The organism is Ewingella americana (assembly GCF_006438725.1).
GTDB classification, from domain to species: domain Bacteria; phylum Pseudomonadota; class Gammaproteobacteria; order Enterobacterales; family Enterobacteriaceae; genus Ewingella; species Ewingella americana_A.
On record NZ_RCZD01000022.1, the window covers coordinates 19,316 to 45,026 of the forward strand.

19 protein-coding genes, 1 tRNA gene, 2 rRNA genes and 1 riboswitch are annotated in these 25,711 nt (G+C 51.7%); of the genes, 5 read left to right on the forward strand and 17 right to left on the reverse strand.

From position 1 onward, the window contains the following. Window positions 1-63 precede the first annotated feature (63 nt). On the reverse strand, window positions 64-471 hold the full coding sequence (psiE, locus tag EAH77_RS24220; RefSeq protein WP_140475912.1) for a phosphate-starvation-inducible protein PsiE: 408 nt from the start codon (window positions 469-471) through the stop codon (window positions 64-66). A gap of 137 nt (window positions 472-608) precedes the next feature. Continuing rightward, the gene (gene pgi / locus EAH77_RS24225) at window positions 609-2,258 is read right to left on the reverse strand and encodes a glucose-6-phosphate isomerase (RefSeq protein WP_140475914.1); all 1,650 of its coding nucleotides are present in this window, start codon (window positions 2,256-2,258) and stop codon (window positions 609-611) included. 238 nt (window positions 2,259-2,496) lie between these two features. Then, window positions 2,497-2,686: riboswitch (Lysine riboswitch) on the forward strand. A gap of 105 nt (window positions 2,687-2,791) precedes the next feature. Between pgi and lysC the strand changes: the two genes are divergently transcribed. Beyond that, window positions 2,792-4,180, forward strand: a complete 1,389-nt coding sequence (lysC, locus tag EAH77_RS24230) for a lysine-sensitive aspartokinase 3 (RefSeq protein WP_140475916.1) — start codon at window positions 2,792-2,794, stop codon at window positions 4,178-4,180. A gap of 92 nt (window positions 4,181-4,272) precedes the next feature. After that, complete coding sequence (gene panS, locus EAH77_RS24235) at window positions 4,273-5,196, forward strand: ketopantoate/pantoate/pantothenate transporter PanS (RefSeq protein WP_140475918.1); 924 nt, start codon at window positions 4,273-4,275, stop codon at window positions 5,194-5,196. 50 nt (window positions 5,197-5,246) lie between these two features. On the opposite strand, the gene EAH77_RS24240 is transcribed toward panS, so the two are convergent. From EAH77_RS24240 to EAH77_RS24270, 7 genes are read right to left on the reverse strand one after another with little or no spacing between them, the layout of a single operon-like run. Beyond that, window positions 5,247-6,899 carry a Na/Pi cotransporter family protein gene (locus tag EAH77_RS24240; RefSeq protein ID WP_140475920.1) on the reverse strand — a complete coding sequence of 551 codons (1,653 nt, stop codon included), beginning with the start codon at window positions 6,897-6,899 and terminating at the stop codon, window positions 5,247-5,249. A gap of 15 nt (window positions 6,900-6,914) precedes the next feature. Next, the gene (locus EAH77_RS24245; protein WP_140475922.1) at window positions 6,915-7,571 is read right to left on the reverse strand and encodes an HAD family hydrolase; all 657 of its coding nucleotides are present in this window, start codon (window positions 7,569-7,571) and stop codon (window positions 6,915-6,917) included. Continuing rightward, complete coding sequence (locus EAH77_RS24250) at window positions 7,568-8,560, reverse strand: ABC transporter ATP-binding protein (protein ID WP_140475924.1); 993 nt, start codon at window positions 8,558-8,560, stop codon at window positions 7,568-7,570. Before EAH77_RS24250 ends, EAH77_RS24245 begins: the two co-directional genes overlap by 4 nt. A 1-nt stretch (window position 8,561) precedes the next feature. Then, window positions 8,562-9,347, reverse strand: coding sequence for an ABC transporter permease (locus EAH77_RS24255; protein ID WP_140475926.1), 786 nt, complete (start codon window positions 9,345-9,347; stop codon window positions 8,562-8,564). A gap of 29 nt (window positions 9,348-9,376) precedes the next feature. Beyond that, window positions 9,377-10,216 carry an ABC transporter permease gene (locus tag EAH77_RS24260; protein ID WP_140475935.1) on the reverse strand — a complete coding sequence of 280 codons (840 nt, stop codon included), beginning with the start codon at window positions 10,214-10,216 and terminating at the stop codon, window positions 9,377-9,379. 25 nt (window positions 10,217-10,241) lie between these two features. Then, window positions 10,242-11,039, reverse strand: a complete 798-nt coding sequence (locus EAH77_RS24265) for an alkaline phosphatase family protein (protein WP_140475937.1) — start codon at window positions 11,037-11,039, stop codon at window positions 10,242-10,244. A 33-nt stretch (window positions 11,040-11,072) separates the two neighbouring features. Continuing rightward, the gene (locus tag EAH77_RS24270; protein WP_140475939.1) at window positions 11,073-12,131 is read right to left on the reverse strand and encodes an ABC transporter substrate-binding protein; all 1,059 of its coding nucleotides are present in this window, start codon (window positions 12,129-12,131) and stop codon (window positions 11,073-11,075) included. A 202-nt stretch (window positions 12,132-12,333) separates the two neighbouring features. On the opposite strand from EAH77_RS24270, the gene EAH77_RS24275 reads away from it, so the two are divergent. After that, complete coding sequence (locus tag EAH77_RS24275; protein ID WP_140475941.1) at window positions 12,334-13,044, forward strand: UTRA domain-containing protein; 711 nt, start codon at window positions 12,334-12,336, stop codon at window positions 13,042-13,044. 100 nt (window positions 13,045-13,144) lie between these two features. Here the strand turns inward: EAH77_RS24275 and metH are convergent, their stop codons facing one another. Next, window positions 13,145-16,828 carry a methionine synthase gene (gene metH, locus EAH77_RS24280; protein ID WP_140475943.1) on the reverse strand — a complete coding sequence of 1,228 codons (3,684 nt, stop codon included), beginning with the start codon at window positions 16,826-16,828 and terminating at the stop codon, window positions 13,145-13,147. A gap of 262 nt (window positions 16,829-17,090) precedes the next feature. Here metH and iclR point away from each other — a divergent pair, with 262 nt between their 5' ends. Further along, entirely contained in the window at window positions 17,091-17,930 is an 840-nt protein-coding gene (iclR, locus tag EAH77_RS24285) for a glyoxylate bypass operon transcriptional repressor IclR (protein ID WP_140475945.1), read from the forward strand. 152 nt (window positions 17,931-18,082) lie between these two features. Then, a complete protein-coding gene (locus tag EAH77_RS24290) occupies window positions 18,083-18,832 on the forward strand; it encodes a hypothetical protein (RefSeq protein WP_140475947.1) in 750 nt (249 codons plus the stop codon). A gap of 11 nt (window positions 18,833-18,843) precedes the next feature. Here the strand turns inward: EAH77_RS24290 and aceK are convergent, their stop codons facing one another. The 7 genes from aceK to rrf (EAH77_RS24325) form a co-directional block, all read right to left on the reverse strand. After that, the gene (gene aceK, locus EAH77_RS24295) at window positions 18,844-20,598 is read right to left on the reverse strand and encodes a bifunctional isocitrate dehydrogenase kinase/phosphatase (protein ID WP_140475955.1); all 1,755 of its coding nucleotides are present in this window, start codon (window positions 20,596-20,598) and stop codon (window positions 18,844-18,846) included. A gap of 53 nt (window positions 20,599-20,651) precedes the next feature. Continuing rightward, window positions 20,652-21,965 (reverse strand): isocitrate lyase, encoded by a 1,314-nt coding sequence (aceA, locus tag EAH77_RS24300; protein WP_140475949.1) that lies wholly within the window; start codon window positions 21,963-21,965, stop codon window positions 20,652-20,654. A gap of 54 nt (window positions 21,966-22,019) precedes the next feature. Then, window positions 22,020-23,618 (reverse strand): malate synthase A, encoded by a 1,599-nt coding sequence (gene aceB / locus EAH77_RS24305; protein WP_140475951.1) that lies wholly within the window; start codon window positions 23,616-23,618, stop codon window positions 22,020-22,022. 366 nt (window positions 23,619-23,984) lie between these two features. Then, entirely contained in the window at window positions 23,985-24,914 is a 930-nt protein-coding gene (gene metA / locus EAH77_RS24310) for a homoserine O-acetyltransferase MetA (RefSeq protein ID WP_140475953.1), read from the reverse strand. 229 nt (window positions 24,915-25,143) lie between these two features. Beyond that, window positions 25,144-25,259, reverse strand: a 5S ribosomal RNA gene (gene rrf, locus EAH77_RS24315). 37 nt (window positions 25,260-25,296) lie between these two features. Beyond that, window positions 25,297-25,372, reverse strand: a tRNA-Thr gene (locus tag EAH77_RS24320). 52 nt (window positions 25,373-25,424) lie between these two features. Then, window positions 25,425-25,540 (reverse strand): 5S ribosomal RNA (gene rrf, locus EAH77_RS24325). Between the last annotated feature and the right edge of the window lie 171 nt (window positions 25,541-25,711).

Below are 25,711 nucleotides of genomic sequence, written 5' to 3' on the forward strand. Positions count from 1 at the left end.
TTAATCATCAGCCTCGCATTCTAACGCAGAATACGCCAGCAGCAACCGGCTTGCAGAAGGCATTTACTCGCGGCGCAGGCGTTCACTGTTTGCCAGAAACAGCGTGACCACCAGCACCAGGATTGCACAAGCGTAAACCAGTGTGTCATAAGGGCTTTTGTGGTCGACAATAATCAGGCGAATGATCGCCGTGATACCGATATAAATAAAGTAGCGCAACGGAAAGTGATAACCCGATGAAAAGTATTTAACAATCAGCGCGATAAACTCAAAGTATAAAAAGTAAATCACGATACCTTCAATCAATAAGTAGGACGATGATTGGTCATTATTGACGAATAACACCAAAGCCAAATGGTAGGTTTCCCGGCCTAAAAACAGCATTAGGATCGCCGCCAGCCCCAATAAAAATACATTCAAAATTCGCTGCATGACGACGGAAATCATCGTTGCGCGTTTAGATCCAGCCATGTGATCCACGTCCCATTTTTGTTATTAATACCCGCAGAATACCACAGAGTCCGCACAGGAAAAGCGGCATTAAAAAGGGCCAGCGTCTGACGGCTGGCCCTTTTATTTTTGGCAATCTTTAACGTATGACTACGTTATCAGGCACGCCAGTTTTTGAAGCGATTAATCAGACCATTTGTCGAACTATCGTGGCCTTTCACGTCTTCGCTGCCAGCAAGTTCCGGCAGAATGCGGTTGGCGAGCTGTTTACCCAACTCAACGCCCCATTGGTCAAAGGTGAAGATATTGAGGATGACGCCCTGCGTGAAGATTTTGTGCTCGTACATGGCGATCAACGCACCCAGGCTGTACGGAGTGATTTCGCGCAGCAGGATGGAGTTGGTTGGTCGGTTACCTTCAAACACTTTGAACGGCGCAACGTGTTTAACGTCTTCTGGTTTTTTGCCCTGGTCGGCGAATTCTTTTTCGACCACTTCCAGAGATTTACCAAATGCCAACGCTTCAGTCTGTGCGAAGAAGTTCGACAGCAGTTTCGCGTGATGATCGCTCAGGGGGTTGTGGCTGACCGCCGGGGCGATGAAGTCACAAGGAATGATTTTGGTACCCTGGTGGATCAGTTGATAGAACGCATGCTGGCCGTTGGTGCCAGGTTCGCCCCAGATGATCGGGCCAGTCTGGTAATCCACTGGATTCCCGTTACGGTCAACGAATTTACCGTTGGATTCCATGTTCCCTTGCTGGAAGTAAGCAGCAAAACGATGCATGTACTGGTCATATGGCAGGATAGCTTCGGTTTCAGTGCCGTAGAAATCGTTGTACCAGATACCAATCAGCGCCAACAGGATAGGCAGGTTTTTCTCCGCCGGAGTTTCAGCGAAGTGTTTGTCCATCGCGTGAGCGCCGCTCAGCAGTTGTTCGAAATGTTCGAAGCCCACGGACAGTGCGATAGAAAGACCGATTGCAGACCACAGAGAGTAACGCCCGCCGACCCAGTCCCAGAACTCGAACATATTGTCGGTGTCGATACCAAATTCGCTGACCGCTTTACCGTTGGTAGAGAGCGCAGCGAAGTGTTTGGCAACGTGCTTATCTTCGCCCGCCGTTTCCAGGAACCAGTCACGCGCACTGTGAGCGTTGGTCATGGTTTCTTGCGTGGTGAAGGTTTTTGAAGCCACCAGGAACAGCGTAGTTTCCGGCGACAGGTCTTTTAGCGTTTCGGCAATATGAGTGCCATCCACGTTAGAGACAAAATGCATATTCAGGTGGTTTTTATACGGACGCAAGGCCTCAGTCACCATGAACGGGCCGAGGTCTGAACCGCCGATACCGATGTTCACTACGTCGGTGATTGGCTTACCGGTGTAACCTTTCCAGTCGCCGCCGATCACGCGCTCGGTGAAGCCTTTAATCTTCGCCAGTACCGCGTTCACTTCCGGCATCACATCTTTACCGTCTACCACGATTGGCGTATTGCTACGGTTACGCAGGGCAACGTGCAAAACGGCGCGATCTTCAGTGCGGTTGATCTTCTCACCAGAGAACATCGATTTAATGGCGCTCTGAAGCTCGGTTTCTTTCGCCAGTGCCTGCAGTTTGTCCAGCGTCTCGCTGGTGATGCGGTTTTTGGAGAAATCCACCAGCATCTGGTCTTCAAAGGTCGCAGAGAACTTGGAGAAACGATCGCCATCTTCAGCAAACAGATGACTAATCTGCACATCTTTCATCGTATCGAAATGCTGCTGCAGGGCTTGCCAGGCAGCGGTTTGAGTTGGATTGATATTTTTCATAGCAATGCTCTTAGGCTGAGAATAAATGTGACGTAACTGACTTGATTGTATCCCGTTATACCGGAGATGAGATGCCTTTTCTTGCGATAGGTTAGATCTGTGAAATCGCAATGACAGAAAACAATATTAGATGACAATTGGTCAAAAAGTATCGTTGCAGGCAGACAGACCGTTGACAGGGGGGCGATAACCCGTTATTCCTAAGCACCTAAACTCATGCGCGCTTGATGTTGTTGTGTGAGCCAGAAGAGGCGCGTCGCCCAGGCAGTGTACCGGAGGAGCCGAAATCCTACGAAAGTACATCAGGGGGAGCGGCGCCGAGGTCAGACGCTTACGGCAGGCGGACGATCGACCACAGGGGCTGAATCCCCTGGGTTGTCACCAATATACCCGTGAGGGTATTGGCAAGGTGGGGCGCTTCTGGGTGTATCGTAGCATCTCTACGCCTGCTCCCGTTTCCCGCTCTTCCCTTGTGCTAATTCTTATGGAATGGATGGTCGTCGCTTCACGGCGCCACTGACACGAGGTTTACCATGAATTACGCTGTATCCCGCAACGCCAATCTTATGCCTTTGGGCACTCCCGTTGTTGCCAAATTTGGCGGCACCAGCGTTGCGGATTTCGACGCTATGAACCGCAGCGCCGACATTGTTCTCTCCAATTCCGATGTACGCCTGGTGGTCCTTTCTGCCTCGGCGGGCATTACCAATTTGTTGGTTGAACTGGCTGAAGGTCAGGACGCAGAACGCCGCGTCTACCTGCTCGACGAAATCCGCCGCATCCAGACGGCCATTATCGACAGACTCAACAAACCGGATGTGATCCGCGATGAAATTGACCGCATGCTGGAAAATATTGGCATGCTCTCAGACGCGGCAAGCCTCGCGACGTCCACGGCACTGACTGACGAATTGGTGAGCCACGGCGAGCTGATGTCCACCCTGTTGTTTGTTGAAATTATCCGCCAGCGCAATGTGCCCGTGGAATGGTTTGACGTGCGTAAAGTCATGCGTACCAACGATCGTTTTGGACGTGCCGAGCCGGACACCGATCTGCTGTCTGAGCAGGTAATCCAACAGTTACAACCCCGCCTTCAGGAGGCGCTGGTGATAACCCAGGGTTTCATTGGCTGCGAAGGTAAAGGCCGCACCACGACACTCGGTCGTGGTGGTAGCGACTATACCGCCGCCCTGCTGGCCGAAGCGCTGAGCGCCGCGCGTGTGGATATCTGGACCGATGTTCCTGGCATCTATACCACTGACCCACGCCTGGTGCCTGGCGCTAAACGCATCGACCGCATCGCCTTTGAAGAAGCGGCTGAAATGGCCACTTTTGGCGCGAAAGTCTTACACCCGGCCACTCTGTTACCGGCCGTGCGTCGCGGTATTCCAGTGTTTGTTGGTTCGAGTAAAGACCCGTCGGCGGGGGGGACGCTGGTGTGCAGCACCACCGATAACCCACCACTGTTCCGTGCGCTGGCGCTGCGCCGCAAACAAACGCTGGTCACACTGCATAGTCTGAGTATGTTGCATTCACGCGGTTTCCTCGCCGAGGTGTTTGGCATTTTGGCGCGCCACAATATTTCAGTGGATTTGATCACTACCTCCGAAGTCAGCATCGCGCTGACGCTCGATACCACCGGATCGACCTCCTCCAGCGACAGCCTGTTAACGACATCGCTGCTGACTGAGCTTTCGTCGCTGTGCCGCGTGGAAGTGGAAGAAAATCTGGCGCTGATTGCCCTGATTGGCAATAAATTGTCGCAAGCCTGTGGCGTCGGCAAGGAAGTCTTCGGCGTGCTCGACCCATTCAATATCCGCATGATTTGTTACGGCGCAAGCAGCTACAATCTGTGTTTCCTGGTACCAGGCAGCGATGCCGATCAGGTGATTAAAACGCTACACCGCAACCTATTCGAATAATAACGGGCGCGGTGTCAGAGAAGACCGGGCCTGGTGCCCGGTCTTTTTTTGTCTGTATTTCTGCAAAACAACAAAGACAAGGATCATCCTCAATGCTAGCCAAAATAACCCGCCTGTTCCCGCTGTGGGCCGTGCTGCTGTCAGTGGCCGCTTACTACACGCCGGGCACGTTTACGCCTATTGCCCCACACGTTGCTACTCTACTGATGCTGATCATGTTCGCGATGGGCGTTACATTGGAGTTCGGTGATTTTAAGCGCGTGCTGTCTCGCCCTGCACCCGTGGCGGCCGCCACCTTCCTGCATTATTTGATTATGCCACTGGCAGCATGGGTGCTTGCGAAGCTATTCCATATGCCGGCGGATTTGTCGGCAGGGATGATTCTGGTGGGCAGCGTGGCCTCAGGCACTGCATCTAACGTGATGATTTATCTTGCCAAAGGTGATGTCGCACTGTCGGTGACCATTTCGGCCGTCTCCACACTGGTGGGCGTTTTCGCCACCCCGCTGCTGACCCGTTTTTATGTCGACACCCACATTAAGGTCGACGTCGTTGGCATGCTGTTAAGCATTCTGCAAATCGTGGTGATCCCTATTTTTGCCGGTTTGGTCATTCATCATCTGTTTACCAAAACCGTAAAACGGTTAGAACCGCTGCTGCCGGCATTCTCAATGATCTGCATTTTGGCCATCATCAGTGCCGTTGTCGCAGGCAGCCAGGGCTTTATCGGTTCTGTGGGTCTGGTGGTCATTGTGGCGGTGATCCTGCACAACGGCATTGGCTTACTGAGCGGGTACTGGGGCGGGAAACTGTTTGGCTTCGACGAAACCACCTGCCGCACGCTGGCGATGGAAGTCGGAATGCAAAACTCAGGCCTGGCGGCCACATTGGGTAAAATGTACTTCAGCCCGCTGGCGGCTCTGCCGGGCGCACTCTTCTCGGTGTGGCACAACCTGTCGGGTTCGCTGTTGGCCGGTTACTGGTCTGGCAAGCCGGTCCAGAAGAAAGAGAAGTAATTCAGCCAGATAAAAAGAGGAAGGCGCCGTCACGGCGCCTTTTATGCCAATCAGACCGGTTTAACTATGTCATCGTCATCACGCTCATCGTCTTCCTGCGCGTCTTTATCCAGCACGTTGTAGGCCACGGCACAGAACAGCGAGTTCAGACGTTTCATGTCGCCCAACAGACCTAAATGCAGTGAACTGGTTTCGATACTCTGCACGTTATGCAGATGCAGACGGTCAACATGCGCATGCGCATAGCGGCGGTCAAGCAGACGGAAACGATGTTTCGAACGACGCAGACGCCGCGCGCTGGTCAGGTCATTTGACAGGAAGACTGACAGGCTCAGGCGCAAGTTATCCACCAGTTTTTCATGCAGCGAATCGAGTTCCATCAGCCCTTCCGGCGAGAACGCACGGCGTGCGGCATGGGATTTCGCGGTAATATCGGCACTCATACGCTCAATGATATCGCCGGCCTGTTCCAGGTTCAGCGCCATTTCGATAATTTCAGCCCAGCGGCGGGAATCATCTTCACCCAGCCCTTCTTTGTTGATTTGCGCCAGATACAGTTTAATCGCGGTATAAAGCACATCCACATCGTCATCGAGACGGCGTACTTCGCGGTCCTGCGTCAGTTTGCCGTGCATCACTTCATGGTTGAGGATCAACATATGCTCAACCACGTCTCCCATGCGCAGAGTTTCACGGGCAGCATTGGCCAGCGCCAGGGTAGGCGTGTCAATGGCACTGACATCCAGATGACGTGGGCGCAGGCGGGGATCTTCTTCCGGCACATCAACAATCATCAGTTCACACACCCGGGCCATCGGGCCAGACAGCGGTATCATCGCCAGGCAGCGGAGCAGGTTGTAGAACATGTGGAAATAGATCACCAACTCTTCATCCGGGATGCCGAGCCGCGCCAGCTGGACCGACAGCGGCCCGATAAACGGCAGCACGATCACACAGCCAATCAGTTTGAACAGCACACTGCCGAGCGCGACACGCCGCCCCGCCGCATTCTGTTTGCTGGCATTGATCATCGCCAACAGACCGCTGCCGAGGTTGGCACCGATCACCAGACACAGCGACACTTTCAGGGAGATAACCCCGGTGGCCGCCAGCGTGGCGGTCAGCAATACGGCGGCCAGGCTGGAGTAGCTGACGATAGCGAACACTGCACCGGTCAGCGCATCGAGAATGACATCACCGGTCAGAGAGGAGAAAAGGACTTTAACACCGGAGGCCTGAGTGATTGGCGTGGCGGCAGCGACAATCAGTTCCAGCGCCAGCAGAATCAGCCCGAGGCCAATACCGACGCGGCCCATCTGGCCTGCGCGGGTCTGTTTACGGCTAAGGAAGAAGGAGACGCCGACGAAGATCAATAACGGCGAAAGCCACGAGAGATCAAAGGTCAGCACGCGCGCCATCAGCGCGGTCCCGACGTCGGCACCCAGAATAATGACCAGCGCAGGTGCCAGCGCGACCAACCCCTGAGAGACGAATGAAGTGACCAGCAGTGCGGTAGCGTTACTGCTTTGCACCAGTGCGGTGACACCAATACCGGCGACAAACGCCAGCGGTTTTTTCTCGACGCTACTGCTCAGCACACGGCGCAGATTAGCGCCGAAAACACGCATGATGCCGGTACGCACGATGTGCGTACCCCAGACAAGAAGTGAAACGGCGGACAGCAAATGAAGAAGAGTTAACACTAAAGAACAGCTCCGTTAACGCCAGGCATAAACAGGCCATCCTGCCTGCCGGGCGTGTTGGTGCAGGATAGCGTCCGGATTGACCGCATACGGCTTGCCGACCTGAGTCAACAAGGGCAGATCATTATGAGAATCCGAATAAAAACTGGCGTGCTGCAGCTGTGAAATATCCTGATTAATCAGTTCCATCAGCCGCGTGACTTTACCCTCACGGTAGGTCATCACGCCTTGCGTCGTGCCGGTGAAAATCCCCTTTTCAATGCCGACACCAATCGCCAACGTTTCGTTCACACCGAGAAAATGCGCAATCGGTGCAACCAGATGCACACCGGAAGCGGAAATCACTACCGTGCGATCTCCGCGGGCGCGGTGCATTGCCAAACATTCACGTGCATCATTATAGACACGTGGGGCAATCACTTCCTGAATATAACGCCCGACCATCGCCGCAACGTCAAATTCACAGCGGCCTTTCAGCGGGGCCAGCGTGCAGGTCATGTACTCCTGCATATCCATCTGACCCACGGCATATTGCTGCATCAGTTGGGTATCGCGTTGCAGAAAATCCTGCTCATCCGCTACCCAACCCTGCGCCACCATATAGGCTGACCACAGGCTGGAGCAGTCCCCACTAATCAGGGTTTCATCGAGATCAAACAGCGCCAGACTCATGCAACTTCCCGTAACGTAACAAGATCTAACTGTAGACCAATTTCAATACCATCGGCGAGAAGGGAGGCTACAGACCGGTTTAATACATCCACTGACAGCTCAACATTGTTCGCCAATACGCGATAGCGCACGACGTTACCGAGCAGGCTGTGATGCAGGATTCGGGCGGAAATACCCTGTTCAGGCGGACATATTACAATCGATTCAGGGCGGATTGCCACCTGACCACCGTATTGCTGCCCCGTCAGCGCCTGAGCATCTTCGGCACTCAGCAGGTTGTAACTGCCGATGAACCCCGCAGCGAACGCATCAACCGGTTGAGTATACAAGGTTTCGGCATCAGCATTTTGTACGATTTTCCCTTTATTCATCAGCACGATGCGATCCGACATGGTCAGGGCTTCTTCCTGATCATGAGTGACAAAAATCGCTGTCAGATTCATTTCACGCTGAATTCGGCGGATTTGTTCACGCAGATGTTTGCGGATACGCGCGTCCAGCGCAGACAGCGGTTCATCCAGCAGCAACAGGCGTGGCTCGGTGACCAGCGATCGCGCCAGCGCCACGCGCTGGCATTGACCACCGGAAAGCTGATGCGGGTAACGTTTGGCGTAATCATTCATTTCGACCATTGCCAGCACGTCACCAACCCGACGATGCACCTCACTGGAGGAGGCTTTCTGCATTTTCAGGCCGAACGCCACGTTACCTTCCACGGTCATATTGGGGAACAGCGCGTAGCTCTGAAAAACCATGCCGATGCCGCGCTGCTGCGGGCTGAGCGGAACGATATCCTGCCCCTGCAAAATGATCTGCCCGCTGTCTACCGACGTCAGCCCGGCCAGGCAGCGCAAAAGGGTTGATTTACCGCAGCCGCTCGGACCCAGCAGGGTGACGAACTCGCCCTCTCTGGCACTGAAATCGATATTGTTGAAAATCTGTGTCTGCCCGTAATGTTTGTTGAGTTGGGTGACCTGTAAATAGGACATATCAGCTCTTTCCTTTGCTCAGTACGTTAGCCACCCAGGTAAAGGCCAGGACAACCACGAAATAGGAGATAACCAGGGCGCTGGTGAAATGGCCGCTGCCGTTGCGCATGTTATAGAGGTAAACCTGCAAGGTTTCGTAGCGACTGCCAACCAGCAGGTTAGCGAACACAAACTCGCCGATTAAAAATGAGAACGACAGCAGCACAGCGATCATTCCGCCCTTGCGCAAATTTGGCAACACCACCAGCAGTGCGGCTTGCCAGGTACTCGCCCCCAGCAGATGCGCAGCGTCCATCAGGTCGCGCAGGTTAATGGCCTGCATGTTGTTGGAAATAGCCCGGTAAATAAACGGCAGTGCGATGGTGAAATAACAGCCAATGAGGATCCACGGCGTACCGGTCAGTACCAGCGGCCCCGATGAATAGAGCGACATCAGGCCCACGGAGGAGACCACCGGAGGCACAGCAAACGGCAGCAGGATCAGCACATTCATTAATACATCGAGCTTAGGGAAGTAGTAAGCAATCACAAACATCAGCGGCAGGATCAGTACCAAAGACAGCAACAGTGTCCCAAAACAGATCAGTAGCGAGTGCCCAAGTGCGACCAGAAAACGCGGGTCACTCCACAGTGCCGTCATCCATTTGAAAGTGAATCCGCTGGGTAAAATCGTCGCGCCCCACTCGTTCACCAGGGCATAAACCAGCGTCGCGGCCAGTGGTAATAACAGGATAATCATTAAGACCCAGACGATCAGGCGGTGATAAACCTCTTCAGCGCGTGACATGGCGGTTCTCCCGGCTGTCGGCCCAATTTTCAGCGCACATTGAGGTAGCTCCTGCGTAAAAACCACTGATGGATCAGGGTAATAAAAGCCATCAGTACTACCAGCAACATTGCCAGCGCACTGCCCATATTCGGGTCAAGAGAGATATCCCCCGACACCAGCGCGGCAATACGTACCGGCACCACGTTAAAGTTACCCGTCGTCAGGGCATATACGGTGGCGTAAGCCCCCAGCGCGTTGGCGAGCAGTATCACAAACGTTCCCATCAGCGCAGGGAACAACACCGGCAAACCAATATGTCGCCAGTAACGCCAGCGCCCTGCGCCCAGCAATGCGGCAGATTCGCGCCAATCTTCACGCAGTGCATCAAAGGCCGGGTAGAGCAGCAACACGCCGAGTGGGATCTGGAAATAGGTGTAGAGAACAATCAGCCCGTCCTTCGAATAGAGATTGAAACTCTCCATCAGACCATATTTCTTCAGCAGTAAGGTCAGGCAGCCGTTGAGCCCGAGTAAAATCACAAAAGCAAACGCCAGTGGAACCCCCGCGAAATTGCTGGTCATATTGGTGAAAGACATGACGAAATCATGCAGCTTAGTTGGACCTAGCTGGCGTAGTGAGTAACTGCTCACTAACGCAATCAATAAACCGAATAAACTCGACCAGACTGAGATATCGAGCGAGAAACGCATGGCTTGTAAATAGAACGGTGAAGTGAGGATATCGCTGTAATTTCCCCATCCCCAGGCTTCGTAGGTATCGCTGTAAAAACTGCTGACCGCCACCCAAACCAGCGGGGCCAGCTGAAAAGCGATAAAAAACAGCGCAAACGGCAGCATGAATAGCGCGGCGATCCACTTGGCTTTCATCGGCACTCCTCAAAAAGTGGCGTGGTCAGGCCAGCAATTCCGCGCAGTGCGGTTTATCGTGGGCAATATTCAACAACTGGCACACTGTGCCACACAGCTCAGTTTGCAACGGTTCAGCCTGTTGCAGGCTGAACGCGGAACCAAACACAAACAGCGGCACCTGCCGCTCTTCCGGCAAAATACCGCCGTGGCTGCGGTCATCATTCATGCCGTGATCGGCGGTAACAATCACCTGATAACCTGCCGCTAACCAGTCGCCCAAAAAGTGCGACAGAATACCGTCGGCCACCCGGGCTTTGTTGCGGTACTGCGAGGTAGAGAGGCCAAACTTGTGGCCGGCATCGTCGATGTTCATCGGATGGATGAGCAGAAAATCCGGATCGTGGCGACGGCGCAGGCTTTCGGCGTCATCAAACAGGTGTGAGTCGGGGTAGCTGTCGTCGTAATAGAAGTGACCGTGCTGAATCGGCAGCGTTTCATCGCTGGTGTGTCGATCACGTGGTGGGTCAAACGGCGTGCGGTTATACAGTTCGCTGACCCAATGATACGCCGCAGCAGCGGTGGTCAGCCCGGCAGCGCGGGCATAATGAAAGATGCTGCGCTGCGTTGACAGCCGGTCAACATTGTTATGCACAATGCCACTCTCGACCGGCGTGACGCCGGTGAGAATGCATTCGTACAAAGGTCGCGACAGCGAAGGCAATTCGCATTCCAGTTGATACAAGCGGCCGCGTCCAGCAGCGCACTGTGCCTGTAAATACCCCATTGCATCGCGGGCGACCTGATAATTCAGGCCGTCCAGTACCACCAGAATGCTTTTCATCAACGCTTTGCCTTTATGACTTAATTTCAGCGGTTATTGCTGCATGTTGATCATGACGTTTTCCTGCCACAGACGCGGCAGCGTTTTGGCGCTCTTATCCCACGCGGCCGGGTCGGCAATCGGATGGGCATTTTTATACTCGCTCGATGGCAGCAGTTTGGCTTTTACGTCATCAGGTAAGGTGATGTGATCGGCACGGATTGGGCGGGCATAGCCGCGCGCCAGGTTGATCTGCCCCGCATCAGAGAAGATATATTCACGCGCCAGTTTGGCGGCGTTCGGGTTTTTACCAAATTTATTGATGATGGTGGTATAGCCAGACGTGATGGTGCCATCAGAAGGGATCACGACGTCGAAACGTGTTTTGTCGATTTTGTCGCGATAGCTCAGACCGTTGAAGTCCCAGACCACACCGACCTGCACTTCACCTTTCTCAAGAGAGGCGATAACTGGGTTAGTCAGACTCAGACGCCCGGCTTTCGCCAGTTTACCGAAATATTCCAGACCCGGTTTTAGGTTGGTTTCATTGCCGCCCATCGCATACGTCGCGGCCAGCACGCCGTTGGCCGCCTGCGCTGCGGTGCTGACGTCACCGATGGTCACTTTGTAGTTGCCTTTCAGCAATTCAGCCCAGCTGTGCGGCTCATCTTTAACCTGAGACTTGTCGATAATGAACGCAATGGTTCCCGTGTAAGCAAGCGCCCACATACCATCTTTGTCTTTTGCCCAGTCTGGTACCTGATCCCAGGTCGTTGGTTTATAGGGCTGGGTCACGCCTTTCTGGACAGCAACCGGCCCGAAAGCAGCACCGACATCCCCGATATCCGCACTGGCATTGTCTTTTTCAGCCAAAAATTTAGCGATTTCCTGCGCCGAACTCATATCGGTATCGCTGTGTTTCAAGCCGTATTTGGTGCTCAGATCACTCCAGGTCCCTTTCCAGTTCGCCCAGTCATCAGGCATACCCACACTGTTAACCGTTCCTTCGGCTTGTGCAGCCTTAATGAGTTCAGCAGGAGGCTCAGCAGCAAAAGCCGCAGAGGTTGAAAGAACGAGCGCGCTGGTTAACACAGAAGCGAACAACTGTTTCATAACGGATGCTCCAGATGGTAGGGTGTGAGAGTGCTGGTCTAGTCCAGCAAGAACCAAGCCAATCTAACGATCAATTGTGATAATTATATTACAGTGCGAAAAACCAGCATTTTTAAGTATCAGGCTGTTAACAAGCGCACACTAATTCAGCACAAGATCACCGTAGTGGTGCAAAAACGCACTGCAATGAGGCCTGTGACCTATGAGCGAAGCCCTGACTACCGTGGCCGTGATTTGCCTGACACTGAGTGAAAAAATTGCCGCTGGCGCTTTCTCTAACGAGGGTCGTCTACCGTCTGAACGTCAGTTGAGTGAGCAATTTTCCACCACGCGCATTACGCTGCGTGAAGCGCTGAGTCAGCTTGAAGGACAAGGTTTGATTTATCGCGAAGTGCGGCGCGGCTGGTTTGTGTCGCCACCCCGAATTGTCTATAACCCGCTGCAACGCAGCCACTTTCATGCCATGGCGCGGGAACAGGGGCGCAGTGCCCAAACACAAGTGATTGATGCTTCGGCGCTGACCGCCAGCGATGCCATATGCTGCAAGCTGGCGCTACCGCCAAAAAGTGAGGTCTATCGCATCCGCCGTTTACGTTACATCGACGGCCGACCGGTGTTATATGTTGAGCACTACCTCAACCCACACTTCTTCCCGAACATCCTCAGTGCCGACCTGACGCAATCGCTGACTGACCTCTATTCCTCTCAGTACGGCGTGAGTTATGGACGAGTACGTTTCGATATGCTGCCGACGCGCCTGCCTGAGCAAGCCTCCAGTGCATTAAAAGTCGCACCAGGCAGCCCGGCGCTGTTCATCACCCGAACTAACCGTGATCAGCACGACCGGGTGATTGATTGTGATCTGGAATATTGGCGCTATGACGCGTTACATATTGATGTGGAAGTGAGTTGATGGCGGGGAGATGCTGTAAATAAGATTAAAAAGGCCTCTGTTTGCAGAGGCCTTAAAGTGAAAACTCACATCGAGTCAGTTCGAAGGATGATGGTTATTTTTAGTCGGCGTCATACCCAAGGTTAGGTGCCAGCCAGCGTTCCACTTCAGAGATCGGCATATTTTTACGTGCCGCATAGTCTTCCACCTGATCGCGTTGTATTTGCGCTACAGCGAAGTATTTGCTGTCAGGGTGACTGAAGTACCAACCTGAAACGGCTGCACCCGGCCACATCGCGAACGATTCAGTCAGTTGCATACCGGTGTTGGTTTCCACATCCAGTAGTTTCCAGATCTCGCCTTTTTCCGTGTGTTCCGGGCAGGCTGGGTAGCCTGGTGCAGGGCGGATACCCTGATAATTTTCGCGGATCAGCTCATCATTACTCAGATTCTCATTGGCAGCAAAACCCCAGTACACCTTGCGCACACGCTCATGCAGATATTCCGCAAAAGCTTCTGCGAGACGATCCGACAGGGCTTTAATCATGATTTTGTTGTAGTCATCATGCTGCTTGTCGTAGGCCTCGGCCAAAGCGTCCTCTTCCAGACCTCCGGTAACCGCAAACGCGCCCATGTAATCCTTTTTACCACTGGATTTCGGTGCCACGAAATCAGCCAGACAATAGTTGGCAAAATCGGTTTTTTCCGTTTGCTGACGCAGATGATGACTGACCACCAGCACCTCATCACGTCGCTCATCGCTATAGATTTCGATATCATCACCCACGCGGTTCGCCGGGAACAAACCGACCACACCACGCGGGTTCAGTAATTTCTCATCTGAAAGTTTGTCGAGCAATTCATTGGCATCCTGGAAGACACGCTTGGCCTCTTCGCCGACCACTTCATCCTCCAAAATACGCGGATATTTCCCGGCCAGTGACCAGGTCATAAAGAACGGCGTCCAGTCGATGTAGTTGCGCAGGGTTTCGATACTGGCTTCCACCTTTTGTACGCCCAATCGATGGGCAACAGGCGGTGTGTAACTCTCCCAGTCGATGCTGGTGGCATTGTCACGAGCGACTTCCAGACTGACCGGCGGCGTGCGGGGTTTCTTACGGGCATGTTGAATGCGAACAGTTTCGTACTCTTTCCGGGTACGCTCGATGAAGGCATCCCGCTGGGTATCCGACAGCAACGCGGACACCACGCCCACGGACCGCGAGGCGTTCTGTACATAGGTGGTGGAGCCGCTATAGTTCTGCTCTATCTTCACCGCCGTATGCGCCTTGGAGGTAGTGGCTCCGCCAATCAGCAACGGAATAGTGAACCCACGGCGCTGCATCTCTTTGGCAACGTTAACCATTTCGTCGAGAGACGGGGTGATCAACCCAGAAAGCCCGATAATATCGACCTTTTCTTCAATCGCCGTTTTAAGAATTTTATCAGTGGGTACCATGACACCCAGATCGATAATTTCGTAGTTATTACACTGCAACACTACGCCCACAATATTTTTACCGATGTCATGCACATCGCCCTTCACGGTCGCCAGCAGAATTTTACCGTTGGTTTTTCCTTTCTCTTTGCTGGCTTCGATGTAAGGTTCCAGGTAGGCCACTGCCTGTTTCATCACACGGGCCGATTTCACCACCTGCGGCAGGAACATTTTACCCTCGCCAAACAGGTCGCCGACAACGTTCATGCCGTCCATCAGTGGGCCCTCAATCACTTCTATAGGCCGTGCGCAGAGCTGGCGAACCTCTTCGGTATCCAGTTCAATAAATTCAGTGATCCCTTTCACCAGGGAATATTGCAGGCGCTTTCGTACTTCCCAGCCACGCCATTCTGCCTGCTGTTTATTGGCTTCGCCGTCATCTTTGCTACCGCGGTATTTTTCCGCGATATCCAATAGACGTTCGGTGCCGTCATCCCGACGGTTGAGGATCACGTCTTCAACGGCGTCACGGAGTTCTGCCGAAAGGTCATCGTAGATAGCCAACTGACCCGCGTTGACGATACCCATGTCCATGCCGCTGCGAATTGCGTGGTACAGGAATACCGCGTGGATAGCTTCACGTACCGGATCGTTACCCCGGAAAGAGAACGACACGTTGGAGACACCACCGGAAATCAACGCATGCGGCAATTCGGACTTAATATCAGCGCAGGCTTCAATGAAATCCACAGCATAGTTGTTGTGTTCTTCAATACCGGTCGCCACGGCGAAAATATTGGGGTCAAAAATAATATCTTCAGGCGGGAAACCCACCTCTTCCGTCAGCAATTTGTAGGCACGGCGACAGATTTCAATTTTACGCGTCCGGGTATCAGCCTGACCCTGTTCGTCAAAAGCCATAACGACCATTGCGGCACCATAGCGCCGAACTTTTCGGGCCTGCCGGAGGAAAGCCTCCTCTCCCTCTTTCATTGAAATCGAGTTAACGATGCCTTTGCCCTGAATGCACTTCAGGCCCTTTTCGATCACGTCCCATTTGGAGGAATCGATCATGATAGGCACACGGGCAATATCAGGCTCGCCAGCAACCAGATGAAGGAAGCGCACCATGGCTGCCTCAGCGTCGAGCATGCCTTCATCCATGTTGATATCGATGATTTGCGCGCCACTTTCCACCTGCTGACGTGCAACAGCCAGGGCTTCTATATATTTTTCTTCTTTTATCAGGCGTTTAAAACGGGCCGAGCCGGTGACATTGGTACGTTCACCCACGTTTACAAACAGGGTTTTGGCATCAATGGTTAATGGCTCAAGCCCGGCCAGACGGCAGGCAACAGGAATGTCCGGCAGCGCACGCGGGGCCACGCCCTCGACCACTTTGACTATTGCAGCAATGTGCGCAGGCGTCGTGCCACAACAGCCACCCACAATGTTCAGAAAACCGGAACGCGCCCATTCGCCGATGTGTTCAGCCATCTCTTTGGCTCCAAGATCGTATTCGCCAAAGGCATTCGGCAAGCCCGCATTCGGGTGGGCCGTGACATAGCACTCAGCGATACGTGAAAGCTCGGCCACGTATTGACGAAGTTCATCTGGCCCCAGCGCACAGTTCAGGCCGAAAGAAAGCGGTTTAACGTGGCGCAGAGAGTTATAGAACGCTTCGGTGGTTTGCCCGGAAAGTGTACGGCCTGAAGCATCGGTGATCGTCCCGGAGACCATAACAGGCAGGACTATGCCCATGGCCTCGAATTCAGTTTCCACGGCAAATGTCGCGGCTTTGGCGTTGAGCGTATCGAAAACGGTTTCGATCATGATGAGATCCGCGCCACCTTCGATCAGTGCACGAGTAGATTCACGGTAGGCTTCAACAAGTTGATCAAAAGACACATTACGAAAGGCAGGATCGTTGACATCAGGGGAGATCGAAGCCGTGCGGTTAGTCGGGCCAAGTACGCCAGCAACATAGCGCGGTTTTTCGGGCGTACGGGCGGTCCATTCATCAGCACAAATACGTGCCAGCCGCGCGGCTTCGTAGTTAATTTCGGCCGACAGCGACTCCATGTGGTAATCCGCCATGGCAATAGTGGTGGAGTTAAAGGTGTTGGTCTCAAGGATATCAGCGCCAGCTTCCAGATAGCCATTGTGGATCTCGGTGATCACTTCAGGCTTGGTCAGGACCAGGAGATCGTTGTTACCTTTGAGATCGCTTTCCCAATCGGCAAAACGCTCGCCGCGGTAGTCTTCCTCTTCCAGACGGTAACTTTGGATCATTGTGCCCATGCCGCCGTCCAGTACCAAAATGCGCTGTGCTAACTGCTTACGTAGCGCCTCAACTTGATTCGTCACTCTCACCTCTTCACCTGTCTCTCACCACCGGCAAACCCAAAGCACAAGCCGGAAATCATGGTCAACATCCTAGCATACCTTGGTTCGCCGAAAGCTCAGGCTAACGTGAGACTTTTTCAATTCGGGAATACATCCCGCAATCTGAATGCAACACATCGGATGAGCGAAAAGGCCAGTTGCGATCCATACTGTAAAAACGAAAATGAATTCCAAAAAAATGTTTATTCGGCGCTAATTTGCGCATCTCATAAGGAAAAGGCCCATGGCAACGTCCGCTTCGACCCCGGCCAAACGCGTTAAGAAAACTAAAATCGCTGCCACGTCTGGCGGTGCTGCCACCGGGCAGGTGCAATCCCTGACCCGTGGCCTGAAATTATTGGAGTACATCGCTGAAGCACAGGGTAGCGTCGCACTGACGGACCTGGCACAGCAGGCGGGCCTGCCCAATTCGACGACACATCGCTTACTGAGCACCATGCAGCAGCAGGGGTTTGTGCGTCAGGTGGGGGATTTGGGGTTATGGACTATCGGTTCCCACGCGTTTGTCGTAGGCAGCAGCTTCCTACAAAGCCGCAACTTGCTGGCCATGGTGCACCCGATGCTGCGACGTTTAATGGAGGAGTCAGGTGAAACAGTTAATCTGGCGGTGCTGGATCACAGCGATTATCAAGCGATCATCATCGATCAGGTACAATGCAATGCGTTGATGCGCATGTCGGCCCCGATTGGGGGCAAGTTACCAATGCATGCTTCGGGTGCTGGTAAAGCGTTTCTTTCCACGTTGCCGGAAGAGAGATTGGTCAAATTGCTGCATAAAATTGGTTTGCACAGCTATACGCCGCTGACACGAACTTCGCCGGTAAACCTGAAGCAGGAACTGGCCGAAACCCGTAAACGGGGTTATGCCTTTGATGATGAAGAACATGCGCTGGGACTGCGCTGTGTCGCGACCTGCATCTACGACGAGCATAACGATGCCTATGCGGCAATTTCAATTTCCGGCCCGGTTTCACGCATTACCGATGACCGCGTCACTGAATTGGGCGCACTGGTGATCCATGCAGCAAAAGAAATCACTCAAGCGTATGGTGGTACGCGATAATATTTGTGGCATAAATATAAATTTTATTATTACAGTGATGAATCATGATTAATTAAGTTATTTATCGTTGATTCTCGCATTAAATGTGCAAACGAATGAATCTATACTGGTATGCTTTTACAGCTATATACATTATTTTATAAGGATATAACTTGCTAAACCAGAAAGAGTTAAAATTATTAGAAACTTATTTTTCATCTGGGCTAACTCGAGAAAAACTGGAGATATTAAAACACCATAATTCGATGAAGCAGGCATTAACTCCATTAGGGCTGAAACTGGAAGCGCCGCAGACTCCAGCCTCACAAAATAAAATATTTACTATACAGCGCACAGCGACGGGCCATTACTTGATATCATCAATTAATGGTAACGCGAATTCGACGCCCGAAGTCAATGGGCGTTTCTTATTTGTCATATTATTTAGCGATCCTGCACGTATTTATTGCGGCAAAGCTTATGCTCCTATCAATCGATTTATTTCAGGAGATAGTTCTGGGGCTAAACGACCAGAAAGTCATTCTATAAACATGGGGAATGTATTTTCGTCAAATGGTCGGTTCGAGGTTGAAGGACACACTTCTCTAACAAAATGCCAGGATGTGCTTTTTGCCGGAGATCTGCTTTTTCGCTGTGGGGTTTTACTCTCATGGACAAATGCCAGCGGGCACTATCAGCCCATGCCAGCACTACGTCATACAAATTTATACCCTAATATTAAGCGTCTTCTTCCTGAAAACCTTTTTCAGGAATATGATTTTGAGCGCCTAAGCGTTGGCTCTGCACCTTCAGGTTCTGGGCGTTTCAACAGTTCATGTAGCAGCTCGAACTTTTCAAGTTTCTCTTCGTTCGGCTTCAACAATAGCAGAGATCCAAGTATTAATGAGTTCGGTGATTCGTAGTTCTGTATATCTCAGTGCTTATGACATATTTTAGACAGGATGTTTATACATCCCGTTGTATTACATTGACGCTGACTTTGTCGATAAGCATACACATCTTCAATATGCCCAGCCAGGATGCGCTGTTGCAACCCAAGCCAGTAGTCGGCGCTAAATAGCTCATTGTGAATCTCTTCAAACACCCTGCGGATTCGTGGGTCGGCGCATAAAAAATGACGAAACTCCTCAGGAAAAACATCTTGCGGGGAAATGCTGTACCAAGGTTCACTTGCAAGCTCGTCTTCTGGATAACGCGGCGCCGGAATATGACGAAAATTCACTTCGGTCATATAGCAAATTTCGTCATAGTCATAAAACACCACCCGCCCGTGACGGGTGACACCGAAGTTTTTAAAGAGCATGTCACCGGGGAATATATTGGCGGCAGCCAGTTGCTTTATCGCATTGCCATAGTCTTCAATAACATCACGTATTTGATTTTCACTGGCCTGCTCGATAAATAGATTAAGCGGAGTCATACGGCGCTCGATATATAAGTGACGCAGGATAATGTTGTCACCAGTCTGCTCTATTTTGTTGGGAACTTCGCGCAGTAGTTCTGCCATCAGTTCTGCACTAATATTCTTCTTCGGCAAAATAAAGTGCTCAAACTCTTGGGTATCGGCCATACGGCCCACCCGGTCATGCTCTTTAACCAACTGATAACAGGCCATAACTTGTGCTTCCGTGACCTCTTTCTGCGGAGCGAAATGGTCTTTAATGACTTTGAAAACACGGTCGCTGCCAGGTAAGGTGAAAACCAGCATCACCATTCCTTTCACACCCGGCGCGATAATAAATGACTCGTCAGTTTGTGCCATAAAATGCAGATGTTCACGGTAGCACTCAGTTTTTGCGTGCTTCTGGCAGCCGATGGCACTGTAAAGTTCTGCCGTAGTTTTTCCGGGCAAGATCTCTCGCAACCACTCCACCAATGCGCCAGGCTGAGGGGCATAAACCATAAAGTAGGAACGTGCAAAACCGAATACGATACTGGCGTCATCCCGGTCAGTCAGACAAGCGTCAACAAATAGCTGACCTTTAAGGCTGCGGTGAATAGGCAAAAGGAAGGGAAAAACTCGCCCGGCAATACGAATTTTACCCACCAGCCAGGCTGCTTTATTGCGATAAAACAGTTCGGTGGCAACATCGAAAATAGCCGTAGTAAGCAGCTCAGACGTAACGACGGCGCGCAGGACGTGAGTGATATAACTAACGTCACGGTCACTGTCTTCCCATTCCAACCGCAGCGGCAGGTCTGCCAATAATGTGTTAATAAGTCCTGAGAGATCACCCCGATTTTCATACCGACGAAACAATGGGCGGGGAAATGCGCAGTGTGGACAATCCGGCTGTTCGCTGAAAATAAACAGTTTTTCGGCCGTTAAATCCCGGTGTTTAAAGATGCGGCAATAGACTGAATTGAAGAAGCTCTCGGCAATTTCTGCCCGGGGGTAATCAGGTAGCAGCTCACTGTAAGACTGTTTCACTCTCACCAGAAAAGCCGCGTCATAGAAATGGGGGCCAGTGATACATTTGAGCTGGGCGGCAACCAACCCAACATGGTGATCGTACAGGTGGATCCGCTGTTTCATTGCTGCCTGCACGGCAACCCAATCAGCCTGCTCAAAGCGATGCTGAGCGCCTGAAGTGACCTCCAGAAAGCGCCCATACTGAGCATCAAACCCTTGCAAAATTGTCTGAGCAATTAACAGTTCAATACGCATAGGGGGGCACTCCACATCAGAAAATAGACCCGGGCACACCGGGTCTGCAGGCATCAAACGCCGAATTGCTGCTCTTCCGTTGACCCCGTCAACGCCGTTACTGATGAGCGGCCACCCTGGATGATATTGGTGACTTTATCGAAATATCCGGTACCGACTTCTTGCTGATGTGAGGCGAAGGTATATCCCCGTCCGATGGCAGCAAATTCGGGTTCCTGCACTTTTTCTACGTAGTGCTTCATGCCTTCGCCCTGAGCATAAGCATGCGCCAGGTCGAACATGTTGAACCACATACTGTGAATGCCTGCCAGGGTAATAAACTGGTACTGATATCCCATTGCAGCCAATTGATCCTGGAAACTGGCAATAGTTTTATCATCCAGATTCTTTTTCCAGTTAAAGGACGGTGAACAGTTATAAGCCAGCAGTTTGCCCGGGAATTTGGCATGAATGGCGTCTGCAAAACGTTGAGCTAATGCCAGATCCGGGGTGGAGGTTTCGCACCATACAATGTCAGCATAAGGCGCATACGCCAGCCCGCGACTGATCGCTTGTTCAATCCCTGCATGAGTTCGATAAAAGCCTTCGTGCGTACGTTCGCCAGTGATAAATGCGCTGTCGTAAGGGTCACAGTCTGAAGTCAGTAAGTCAGCTGCATCAGCATCTGTACGGGCGACCAGCAAAGTAGGAACACCAAGGACATCCGCCGCCAGACGGGCTGAAACCAGTTTATGGACAGCTTCCTGGGTCGGCACCAGAACTTTTCCGCCCATGTGCCCGCATTTTTTAACTGCAGCGAGCTGGTCTTCGAAATGTACTGCCGCCGCACCGGCTTCAATCATCGCTTTCATCAGTTCAAATGCATTAAGAACGCCGCCGAATCCCGCTTCAGCATCAGCGACAATAGGTAAAAAGTAATCGGTATAGCCGGCCTGACCCGGCTCAATATTGTTCGACCACTGGATCTGATCTGCACGACGGAACGTGTTATTGATGCGGGCCACGACTTCCGGGACCGAGTTCACCGGATAGAGGGATTGATCCGGGTACATGCTGGACGCCGTGTTGGCATCTGCAGCCACCTGCCAGCCCGAAAGATAAATAGCTTCAATACCTGCTTTTGCCTGCTGCAACGCCTGCCCGCCAGTCAGGGCACCAAGGCAGTTCACATAGCCTTTGCGCGATGACCCGTGCAATAAATTCCACAGACGCTTAGCACCATTCTGAGCCAGAGTGCATTCAGGATTGACCGAACCTCGCAAGCTTACCACTTCTGCGGCGCTGTACGGGCGGGTGATACCCTGCCAGCGTAGTTGTGCCCAGGTCTCTTCAAGCTGCTGAATTTGTTGTGTACGGGAGTTTTTCATGGCGCGTTTTCCTGTTCTTAATTTTATGGGTTAGTTGTGTAGGGTCGGACGGGGTCAGGCCAGTAAGGCGTAGCCTGGCAGTGTAAGAAAATCGATCAGTTCTTCCTGCGTAGTGATGCGCTCCATCAGGCCGGCAGCTTCATCGAAGCGCCCTGCGCTAAAGCGCTGATCTCCCAACTCCTGTTGAATGACCTGCATCTCTTCGCACAACATCTGGCGGAAAAGGGCCTTGGTTACAGGCTGACCGTCGCTGAGGGTTTTGCCATGATGGATCCACTGCCAGATTGAAGTGCGTGAGATCTCTGCGGTGGCGGCATCCTCCATCAGGCCATAAATCGGTACGCAGCCATTACCGGAGATCCATGCCTCAATGTATTGCACCGCCACGCGAATATTGGCGCGCATTCCTTCTTCAGTTCGCTCACCTGTGCAGGGTTCGAGCAGTTGTCTCGCTGAAATGGGCGCATCTTCATGACGGGATACATCAAGCTGGTTTTTACGTTCACCCAGGGCCTTATCGAACACTGCCATGACGGTATCAGCCAGACCAGGATGGGCGATCCAGGTTCCGTCGTGACCGTTAGTCGCCTCAAGCTCTTTGTCGGCTTTAACTTTATTGAGCACCCATTGATTACGCTCAGTCTCTTTACTGGGAATAAATGCCGCCATGCCGCCCATTGCCAGCGCCCCACGACGGTGACAGGTTTTAATCAGTAATCGGGAGTAGGCGCTGAGGAATGGCTGCGTCATCGTAACTGCCTGACGGTCAGGCAATACGCGGTCGGCGTGATTTTTCAATGTTTTGATATAGCTAAAGATGTAATCCCAGCGTCCGCAGTTCAAACCGACGATGTGATCGCGCAAATGGTAGAGAATTTCATCCATTTGAAATACTGCAGGCAGGGTTTCAATCAGCACTGTAGCTTTGATGGTTCCGCGGGGAAGTTCGACATAATCTTCCGCAAAGCTGAATACCTGACTCCACCAGGCAGCTTCCTGATATGACTGGGTTTTAGGTAGATAAAAATAAGGGCCACTCCCCTTTTCCAGCAGTGCACGGTAGTTGTGGAAAAAGTAGAGCGCGAAATCAAACAGGCCACCGGGTATGGCCTCCCCTTTCCATTGCACATGTTTTTCCGGCAAATGGAGACCACGAACCCGGCACACCAACACCGCAGGATCCGGTTTTAACTGATAAATCTTGCCCGAATCGTTGGTGTAACTGATGGTTCCATTGACTGCATCACGCAGATTGAGCTGGCCCTCGATGACTTTGTCCCAATCTGGTGAGAGTGAATCCTCAAAGTCAGCCATGAATACTTTTACGTTTGCATTGAGCGCATTGATCACCATTTTCCTTTCTACTGGCCCGGTGATTTCAACCCGGCGATCTTGAAGATCGACGGGGATGCCGCGAACACTCCACGAGGAACATCTAATGGAATTCGTTTCCGAAATAAAATCAGGCAAACATCCATCATCAATTCGCTGCTGAGCGACAGTCCGTTCTTGCAATAGCTTGTTACGAGTACCGGTGAAGTGACTTATCAATTCAGCCAGAAAATCGACGGCCTCATCAGTTAATATCTGGGACTCTTTCTCAGTAAAGCGGCGCGTAAAGTCCAGCGCGGAGCGTGTTGTCTGCTGATTCATCGGTACTTTCTCCTGACATCTCTCTCTTTTCAGCCAAGATGGTGAACTTCCGGCTGGCCCATTTCAAGAAGCTGATGACTGGGGTTGAAGACCGCTTTACTCGAATGATCTTCAACCTAACTATAAGCTCCGTAAGATCTAAGCGTAATCAATAAAATGATAAAATCAAAAACGATTTCCATTTTATTTAAAAATAATTTTTTTATCGATACTAAACATAGAGATACAAGAGTAATTTTTTTTATTAAAACGAGAGGCGATTTCATTTTCAAAAACAGGAAGAACGATTTGGCAGGTTATATTTGGAGGGGGTTGCTGAGAATACGGTGACCGGCGATCCCTAAGATCACCGGTTCGGCCCAGACGTTACTCGAGGGTTGGATTCATCTGACGTAAGTCGAATGGTGTTATCTGATAAACATAGTAATTCAGCCAGTTAGTGAACAACAGATGCCCATGACTGCGCCAGGTCGCCTTCGGTGACAACTGTGGGTTGTCCTGTGGAAAATAGTTAAATGGCATGTCCGGTAACAGCCCGGCGTCGCGATCACGCAGATATTCGCCCGCCAGTGTGTCCGCATCATATTCAGGATGACCAGTGACGAAAGCCATACGTTTGTCTTTAGTAGCAAACAGGTAGGCGCCGGCTTCTTCCGACTCCGCAAAGATATCGAGATCGGGGTATTTACGCAGTTCTTCTATTGGGAAATCGGCGTAGCGAGAATGGGGCGCTAAAAAGCTTTCGTCGAACCCACGGGTCAATAGAGCTAATGGCTGCAATGTCTGGTGCTGATAAACACCGGATAGTTTGATTTCTCGCGTCATTTTTGCTGTGCCGTAAAGCACCTTCAAAGCGGCCTGCACTGCCCAACAGACAAATAAAGTTGAGGTGACGTGTTCTTTCGCCCAATTGACCACACGTTCAATTTGCGGCCAGTAGGCAACATCACAGAAATCAACCAGTCCGAGTGGAGCGCCAGTGACTATCAGTCCATCGAAATTATCATTCTGTATGTCTTCAAAATCGCAGTAGAAGTTATTCAGATGTTCGGTTGGCGTATTCTTTGATTCACGGCTGTCTATACGTAATAGCTGCACGTCGATTTGCAGGGGAGAGTTGGATAGAAGACGCAAAAATTGATTTTCAGTCTCGATCTTCTTTGGCATCAGGTTCAGTACCAATACCTTTAAAGGACGAATTTCCTGCGTTTTTGCACGTGATGAGGTCATAACAAACACATTCTCATTACGTAAAAAATTTACGGCCGGTAACTCATCAGGAACCCGAATAGGCATAGCAACTTCCCCACTGCATCCATTTATACGTTTAGACTTCTAGATGCCTGAAGATAACGTTTTTCATACCGAAAGTCGAGACAGTATGAGCAAGGTGAAAAATCTTCAGCTTTAAGGAATATATTTAGAAGCTTTTGTTCTAGCGATAACGGATAGCAGAGCAGAAATCACCAAAACCCCCATAGCAAAAAACCCCAGTCTTTCGACTGAGGTTTCTCACTTATTTGATGCCTGGCAGTTCCCTACTCTCGCATGGGGAGACCCCACACTACCATCGGCGCTACGGCGTTTCACTTCTGAGTTCGGCATGGGGTCAGGTGGGACCACCGCGCTAGTGCCGCCAGGCAAATTCTGTTAATTTACCGAACTCTACGCTTATTACTGGTGCTGATACCCAGAGTCGAACTGGGGACCTCACCCTTACCAAGGGTGCGCTCTACCAACTGAGCCATATCAGCACGCTTATTCTTCTAATTGCCTGCTATTAGAAGCAAGCTTTACTTATTTGATGCCTGGCAGTTCCCTACTCTCGCATGGGGAGACCCCACACTACCATCGGCGCTACGGCGTTTCACTTCTGAGTTCGGCATGGGGTCAGGTGGGACCACCGCGCTAGTGCCGCCAGGCAAATTCTGTTTCATCCATACCGCACAACTTCATGATCGCTCACTCCATTACGCCATACGAACCAATCTCGGAACATCGCTGAAAATCAAACTTYATAGTCTCTCAGACTAAAAACACCTTTGGTGTTGTAAGGTTAAGCCTCTCGGGTCATTAGTACTGGTTAGCTCAAT